The sequence below is a fragment of the Herbaspirillum rhizosphaerae genome, assembly GCF_001189965.1.
Lineage (GTDB): Bacteria > Pseudomonadota > Gammaproteobacteria > Burkholderiales > Burkholderiaceae_D > Herbaspirillum > Herbaspirillum rhizosphaerae.
This window is the reverse complement of the sequence record NZ_LFLU01000006.1, coordinates 233,336-240,872: the sequence shown is the minus strand read 5'-3', so window position 1 is coordinate 240,872 and position 7,537 is coordinate 233,336. Positions and strand designations below refer to the sequence as shown.

Sequence of the window (7,537 nt, the reverse complement as noted above, 5' to 3'; positions counted from 1 at the left end):
TGCACCGACCTTGCTGTCGCGTCGTCGCATCAACGCTGAACACCAGATCGAAATTGTGGGTGAGAAGCTGCGCGCGATGATGCCTTGGATCAAAGCCAACAAACTCGTGGACCAGTCGAAGAATTAATCAGAGCACGAACCGCGATCGCAGGCATCATCGCAGGACGCGCAAGCATGCGCGCCCTGGGCAGGACGGCGCAAAGCGGTGCTTTGCGAAAGCCCGTCCAGCCTGCCGTGGATCAAGGCCAACAAGCTCGTGGACCAGTCGAAGAACTAACACGATCCCGAACCGCGATCATGGGCATCATCACAGGACGCGCAAGCATGCGCGCCCTGGGCAGGACGGCGCAAAGCGGTGTTTTGCGAAACCCCGTCCAGCCTGCCGTGGATCAAGGCTAACAAGCTGGTGGACCAGTCGAAGAACTAATTCTTATCTCAGCATTGTCGTTCCAACGGAAGTTGGAACCCAGTGTCGTAAAGACGGTTGGATGAAACGCTGACGTCACTGGGTCCCAGCGTTCGCCGGGACGACGAAAGTAGATGGAAAGTTGTTTGAAGAAAAGGACGCGCAAGCGTCCTTTTTTTATGCCTGTATGAAATACAGGTGAATTTGTGTAATGTTCAAAATTCGTTGAGATTTGAAGCGTTGCATTACCTCCATCAAGGATCTACATGAGAATGACCTCATCTACCGCCAGACCCGAATTCGGCAAGCCCGAGGAGGGCTGGCGTCTGCGCTGGTACACCGTCATCTTCGAAGCCGACACGCGTGCCGGCCGGCGCTTTGATGTTGCCTTGCTGTTGCTGATTCTGTGCAGTGTGCTGGTCGTCATTATCGACAGCGTCGAGGTGGTGCGCGAGCGCGAGTTCTTCCTGCTCGGGATTCTGGAGTGGATATTTACCCTGTTGTTTACCGTCGAATATGTGGTGCGGCTGTTGTGTGTAAAACGTCCCTGGCGCTATGCCACCAGTTTCTTCGGCGTGATCGATCTGCTGTCGATCCTGCCGAGCTACCTGGCGTTCTTCCTGCCGGAATTCCACGTCCTGGTCGACATCCGCCTGTTGCGCATGCTGCGCGTGTTTCGTGTGATGAAGATTCCTCGCTACTTCGATGAGTCGCAGGTGCTGTTGCAAGCCTTGCGCAACAGCCGCCACAAGATCATGGTGTTTCTGGCGACGATGGCGATTCTCAGCATCATTCTCGGCACCGTGATGTATGTCGTCGAAGGTCCCAAGAATGGCTTTACCAGCATTCCCGTGAGCATGTACTGGGCCATCGTCACGATGACCACGACCGGCTACGGTGACATTCACCCGCATACGCCGCTCGGACAGATGATTACTTCGCTGGCGATGCTGCTGGGCTACGGCGTGATTGCGCTGCCGACCGGGATCGTCGGCGCCGAGCTGGCGATGAGCATGATGGCGCGCAAGCCGACGACACGTACCTGTCCGGATTGCCTGACCGAAGGGCATGAGGCGGAGGCCGGATTTTGCAAGCATTGCGGGCATGCGTTGGCGCCGTATCAACGCGATACGGGCTAGATGACCGTTCCATCTCTACGTTTTGTCACAAAGATTTAAATCGTGCTTCGAACTAATGCCGGTATCGTTACGTCAAAACGGCGACAGTTCAACCATGCCGACGATGCGGTGAGCGAAGTTGCAAAGAGCGTGTCCGTTTTTATTTCGTGTTTTTTATTTGGAGAGTTTCATGGTGCGATCCCGTAATCTGATGTTGTCGATCATGCTGGCGACGGCAAGCCTGGCGGCGCATGCGCAGGCAGCGCAAACCGCCGGTACGCAAGTGGTGGTGCCGGCAACCGGCGAAATCACGGTGCCCAATGACCAGGCCCGTGCAACGCTGCTAATCGAGGAGCAGGACAAGGACAAAGCCGCCGCCGCATCGCGCGTCAATCAAAAGATGAAGCAGGGCATCGACATCGTCAAACGGCAGGATCCGCAGGCGCAACTGAAAACACGCGGTTATTTCACCTATGCCGTCTACTCCGACGAGCAGCCGCGCGCCGGTAACGTCAACAAGCCGCGGCCGATTGTCGGCTGGCGCGTCGGTCAGTATCTTGAGGTGACCACCACCAACCTCGCCGGTCTGCCGAAGACGGTGGCCGCGGTACAAAGCGTGCTGGCGCTCAACGGGCTGGAATTCGGCCTGACGCCGGCGAGCAGCAAGAAGCTCGACGACGCGTTGATCGACGCTACCTATAAGAACCTCAATGAACGTATTGCCTCGATTGCACGCGCCATGGCGCGCACGCCGGCGGACGCGGTGGTCGAGACCGTGGATTTCGAAGGTTCAGGCAATTATGCGGGGCACGATGCGGCGCCCAAGGCCATGATGATGCGCGCCTCGGCGCCGGCGCAGGATGTCGTCGCCGAACCCAGCTTCGAGGCGGGTGAGTCGACTCTCACCATGCGCCTGGTCGGCAAGGTGAGGTTCAAGTAAGAAAGTGGCTGTATGGACGATGCCGGGGATCCGCTGCGGCGGTATCCTGCGTCCGCTGATGTACGGGATGTGCTTGTCAAACCGGAACGCCGGGATGGCATCGCGTCCCGTGTTCATTTTGGCAATATGACGCGACGGCCGCTTCGCGATAGAATGCGCCTTACCCCAAGAATAAACAGGGGTGCCGATACCTCGACCCTTTTCCGCATTTTTCCGTTGCAGCGCTTCAATCGGCATCGATCCGGCCTGCAAACGCGTTCCAAGTGGCATCCCGCGACCTTTAATTGGTGCTCCAACCGGTAAAAGTCTGTTGATTGGCTGCGCTTCACGTTACATTTGCGGGGCGCTCGTCTAGAATAGGCACGCTTTATTATTTTGAAACTCATCAGCGACTATCGGAGCAACGTTGAATAACCATTATCCACATCCTATTATTGCCCGCGAAGGCTGGCCCTTCCTCGGTATCGCTGTCGTTGTCGCCATTATTGTCACGCTGATCGGCGGGGCATGGTCGATTCCCTTCTGGATCATTGCGCTGTTCGTGCTGCAATTTTTCCGCGACCCGCCGCGCACGATCCCGCAAAATCCGAACGCCGTGCTGTCGCCTGCCGACGGTCGCATCGTGGTGGTGGCCAAGGCCCATGATCCCTATACCAACCGTGAAGCGCTGAAGATCAGCGTGTTCATGAACGTGTTCAACGTCCATTCCAACCGCGCGCCGGTGGATGGCAAGATCGAAACCGTACAATATTTTCCGGGCAAATTCGTCAATGCCGATCTGGACAAGGCATCGCTGGAAAACGAGCGCAATGCGCTGGCGATCACTGCCGCCAACGGCCAGAGCGTCACTTGCGTGCAAGTCGCCGGTCTGATCGCACGCCGCATCCTGTGCTACGTCAAAGCCGGCGATGTATTGGCGCGCGGTCAGCGCTACGGCTTTATCCGTTTTGGTTCTCGCGTTGACGTCTATCTGCCGTTGACTGCCACGCCAAAGGTAAGCGTTGGTGAAAAGGTCTCGGCAACGGAAACGATCCTGGCTGAATTCTGAACACCTGACGCATACTGAGACGGACTTTACATGGCAACTTTCCGCAAACGCAAAAACAAGGGAAGCATCCCTTTTCCGAAATCCTTGCGCAGCCATAAAGCGCCGATGTACCCCGCGCAACTGGAAGATGCCGATGGCGCGCCGATCGTGCGTCCGCGGCGTTCGCGCGGCATCTACCTGTTGCCCAACGCATTCACTACGGCGGCGCTGTTTTGCGGTTTCTATGCCATCGTCATGGCAATGAATCTCAAGTTCGATCACGCGTCGATTGCGATCTTCGTGGCGATGGTGCTGGACAGTCTCGACGGCCGCGTGGCGCGGATGACCAACACCCAGAGCGAATTCGGCGCGCAATACGACAGTTTGTCGGACATGGTGTCTTTCGGTGCGGCGCCGGCGCTGGTGGTTTATGAATGGTCCTTGCGCGGCATGGGCAAACTGGGCTGGCTGGCGGCATTCGTGTATTGCGTCGGCGGCGCCTTGCGTCTGGCGCGTTTCAACACCAACATCGCCGTAGTCGACAAGCGCTATTTCCAGGGCTTGCCCAGCCCGGCAGCGGCCGCCTTGGTGGCGGGCTTTGTCTGGCTGATGGATGACCTGCGGTTTGCCGGTACGGACCTGAGCTGGGCTTCCTGGGTGATTACGCTGTATGCCGGCATCACCATGGTCACCAATGTGCCGTTCTACAGCTTCAAGGACATCAACTTCCGCAAGCCGGTGCCGTTCATTGCGGCATTGCTGGTGGTCGTGGTGCTGGTGGCGATTTCGAGCGACCCGTCCAAGGTCTTGTTCGGCCTGTTCGTGTTGTACGGCATTTCCGGCTATATCGTCTACGCCTGGCGCAAGATCAAGGGCAAGCCTGTCAGCATCGTCCAGACGGAGCACGAGGAAAAATAAGCGTCTCTTTTGCCTGTTTCAGAAACCGCCCATGCGTTATCGGGCGGTTTTTTTACGTTTGTCCGGCGGAACCGCCAACAAAATCGTGCCGCATCGTCAACGGCGTCGCTGCCGATCTCGACATTGTTATCGCTTCGGTAACGGCCTGCCTGTCGGCGCTGAATAAACTGTATTTAAAATCGGACAAATTGAACCCGCAGCAGGGGTGATGTTGCCATGCTGGCATCGATATTTGCCTTGATCGCTGCTAATCTACATGGACAACAGCGAATTTCCCACGAGAATTGTTTTATGGCAATTGCAGTCAACAGCTCGTTCACCGCCACCATTCCCTATGTCTTCGGAGGGAATGCGCCGGTCGTCGACCTCGGCCAAAGCCCGGGAGTGATCAGCACGGCAGCTGCACTTGCCAGCGGCGGGGCGGTGGTGTTGAGTCTGCCTGGCGCACCCAAAGGCGCAGTCACCTACACCGCGTCGGGTCTTTTGCATGTGCTGGCCCGTGGCAGCAGCGTAGCGGCTTCGCGGTCAAGCGCGGCGAACGACGAAACAGCGGCTGCCAGCAAGGCCTTTCTGGCATCGCTGAATAAATCCGATTCGGCTTCTTCAGATTTTTCCAGTTCTTCGGGTTCTTCCGCTGCTTCAACGGCCTCGGCTTTCCCGGGCTCGACAGACGGCATCTACAACGGCAGCGGCGTCTTTACGCCGACCGCCGGCAGCGGCGCTTCCGCCAATTTCGCCGATATCCTGAGCAGCAACCCCGGCTTGTCTTCCGTGGCTGTCAGCAGTGCGGTGGCGCAAGGCTCGGTGGGCACGCTGGTCAGCACCAGCGCCTGAGCATTTACTTCCAGTCTTCGGTTTTGATTGCAGCAGCGATGCGCTGACGCAGCGCTGCGTCATTCGCCATTTTCTCGCTGACGCGATGATCGGTTGCGGGCAGGTCGATGATGCGCCGAAAGCGCGCCGATACGGCCGCCTGTTCCAGCAAGTCCGCTACTTCATGCGGAATGACGGCATCGTCCAGCGCCCTGATCAGGGTCAATCCGCCGCGATAGCCTCGAATCAATTCCAGCGTCTCGGCGTGGCGCCAGCTTTGCGGCCGGCGGATCGCGCCGGAGAACTCAGGTCCGAACGGAAGCGGGAATGCGGCACGGTCGTAAATGGCGCCGACGATGAGAATGACATGATCGATACGGCTCCCGCTTTCGCAGGCAAGGCGCAGGGCGATCTCGCCGCTCATGCTGGTGCCGACGACCGTGCGGATAGCCCGGTCGGCATCGGCATGCGCCGACATGCATTGCGCTTGCCGCAAACGTTTTTTCAAGGAGCCGGGACTGTTGGCGCTGCTCTCGCCGTGGCCGGAAAAATCCAGTGCAAGGCTGCCGAAACCGGCATGCGCCAGATCTTCACGCAACAGGCGTTGGCGTTGACGATCGCTTTGGCCGGCGCCGTGCAAAAACAAAGCGCGCAGCTGCTGCGGCTCGCCCAGAACATCGCCGACGATTGCTTCATCGTCGACTTGCAGTTCGAAACGGGCTGCGTTCATTCGTCGGCGGACTGGCGCCGGTCATGCGCCGGCACCTTGGCGTAGTACGAACGTTTGTCTTCGTACATCAGCGCATCGGCGCGCTGGATGGTCGCCTCAAGACGTTCGCCATGCTGGCTGGTGGCGCAGCCCATCGACAGACTCAGCGGCGAGCCGGAGTAATACTGGTTGTTGATGTCGATCAGCTTCTGGATATTTTCCATCATGGCGGCGGCGTTGCGTTCATCCGTAGCGGGCATGAGGATGGCGAACTCGTCGCCGCCGATGCGCGACGCGTAGACCGGTTTGTCGGTAGCCTTGCCCAGGACTTCGCCGACACGGCGCAACAGGGCGTCGCCGGCAGCGTGGCCGAGCTGATCGTTGATTTCCTTGAGTCCGTTGAGATCGGCCATGATGACGCTGACCGGGAAGGGCCCTTTGCGCTCCAGGCGATTCATTTCATCGACCATGAAGGCGCGGTTATGCAGCTTGGTCAGTTCGTCGTGCTTGCCGAGGAATTCCAGATAGGCTTCCGCTTTCTTGCGGGCCGTGATGTCGGTCAGGGCGACCAGCACCAGGTCCCAGTCCTGTTCATGGCCGGGGAACACGGAGAACTGCAGATGCACATGCAGCTGTTCGCCGTTGAGTGCGTAGTTGACCACCTCGCGTTGGTGGAACAGGTTGCCATGCCAGAGTTCGCTGAGCTGTTCGTTGAAATGCGGGCGCATGTCGTCGCGGAATACTTCGCTCAGGCGCGACAGCAGGGTGGACTTGTCCGGCGCATGGAACATCGTCAGCGTTTGCTGGTTGACGTCAATGACGCGGATCTCCTGCATGCAGCGCTCGACGAATTCCGGATGGACATCCGTGAAGACGCGAAAATCCTTGATGCCGATCTGGCGCAAATCGCCGAACAGGCGCTTGACCTGGCTGAAGTCTTCCACCCACAAGGAAATCGGCGAGTACTCAAACAGGCCGCGCGCGTAGTCTTCGCTGTGGGTGAGTTTGCGGCGGGCGGTTTCGCGCTCGGTGACGTTTTCCACGGCCAGCAGCACGCGCGACCAGCTGTCTTCATGGCCCGGCAGAATGCGCGCATTGAGCTGGATGTCGAGGCGCTTTCCGGACAGCGTGTAATTGACGCTGTGGCTGGAGAATTCGGTTTTGCCTTCCCAGACCTGCTGCAATTCCTCGATATGGGTGTGCAGCATATCGTCGCGGAACACCTTGTCGAGATTGGCGATCAGGTGGGCGATGTCGTCCGCTTCAAAGAGCTGCAGCGTTTTCTGGTTAACGTGCAAGACCTGGATGTTGAGTGTGCACGCATGCACGCGGGAGAGATCGGCCTGCAGATAACTGCGCAGATCGGTGACACCGGCGGCGCGCCATTCTTCGAGAAGCTTTTTGACGCCGCTGAAATCTTCCAGCCACATGGAAACGGGAGCCAGTTCAAACATGTCCGCGTTGAGGATATCGTCGCTGCCTGCTGTGCTTGATGCGGCTGCGTCGGAGGGGCGGATTTCATTCTGCATAACGATAGAGATGGGTGAACGATGCAGTAGTGTAATGCCTTTATTGCAAGGGACACACCATCTTCAGGCTTGAATCG

At 58.2% G+C, this 7,537-nt stretch carries 7 protein-coding genes and 1 pseudogene; 6 read left to right on the top strand and 2 right to left on the bottom strand.

Annotation, left to right across the window (positions count from 1 at the left end; translation table 11 throughout):
- The 6 genes and pseudogenes from AKL25_RS23720 to AKL25_RS11425 form a co-directional block, all read left to right on the top strand.
- Positions 1-127: pseudogene (locus AKL25_RS23720) on the top strand (ketol-acid reductoisomerase); the annotation flags it as partial.
- A 551-nt stretch (positions 128-678) separates the two neighbouring features.
- On the top strand, positions 679-1,545 hold the full coding sequence (locus AKL25_RS11445; RefSeq protein WP_240475712.1) for an ion transporter: 867 nt from the start codon (positions 679-681) through the stop codon (positions 1,543-1,545).
- A gap of 169 nt (positions 1,546-1,714) precedes the next feature.
- On the top strand, positions 1,715-2,464 hold the full coding sequence (locus AKL25_RS11440) for an SIMPL domain-containing protein (protein WP_050477786.1): 750 nt from the start codon (positions 1,715-1,717) through the stop codon (positions 2,462-2,464).
- 406 nt (positions 2,465-2,870) lie between these two features.
- Positions 2,871-3,512, top strand: a complete 642-nt coding sequence (locus AKL25_RS11435) for a phosphatidylserine decarboxylase (protein WP_050477785.1) — start codon at positions 2,871-2,873, stop codon at positions 3,510-3,512.
- Positions 3,513-3,542: 30 nt separating this feature from the next.
- A complete protein-coding gene (gene pssA / locus AKL25_RS11430) occupies positions 3,543-4,409 on the top strand; it encodes a CDP-diacylglycerol--serine O-phosphatidyltransferase (protein WP_050477784.1) in 867 nt (288 codons plus the stop codon).
- Positions 4,410-4,700: 291 nt separating this feature from the next.
- Complete coding sequence (locus AKL25_RS11425; RefSeq protein WP_050477783.1) at positions 4,701-5,243, top strand: hypothetical protein; 543 nt, start codon at positions 4,701-4,703, stop codon at positions 5,241-5,243.
- A 4-nt stretch (positions 5,244-5,247) separates the two neighbouring features.
- On the opposite strand, the gene AKL25_RS11420 is transcribed toward AKL25_RS11425, so the two are convergent.
- Together AKL25_RS11420 and AKL25_RS11415 are read right to left on the bottom strand one after the other, a co-directional pair.
- Positions 5,248-5,952, bottom strand: coding sequence for an alpha/beta fold hydrolase (locus AKL25_RS11420; protein ID WP_050477782.1), 705 nt, complete (start codon positions 5,950-5,952; stop codon positions 5,248-5,250).
- Entirely contained in the window at positions 5,949-7,460 is a 1,512-nt protein-coding gene (locus AKL25_RS11415; protein WP_050477781.1) for a sensor domain-containing diguanylate cyclase, read from the bottom strand. Before AKL25_RS11415 ends, AKL25_RS11420 begins: the two co-directional genes overlap by 4 nt.
- Positions 7,461-7,537: the final 77 nt, after the last annotated feature.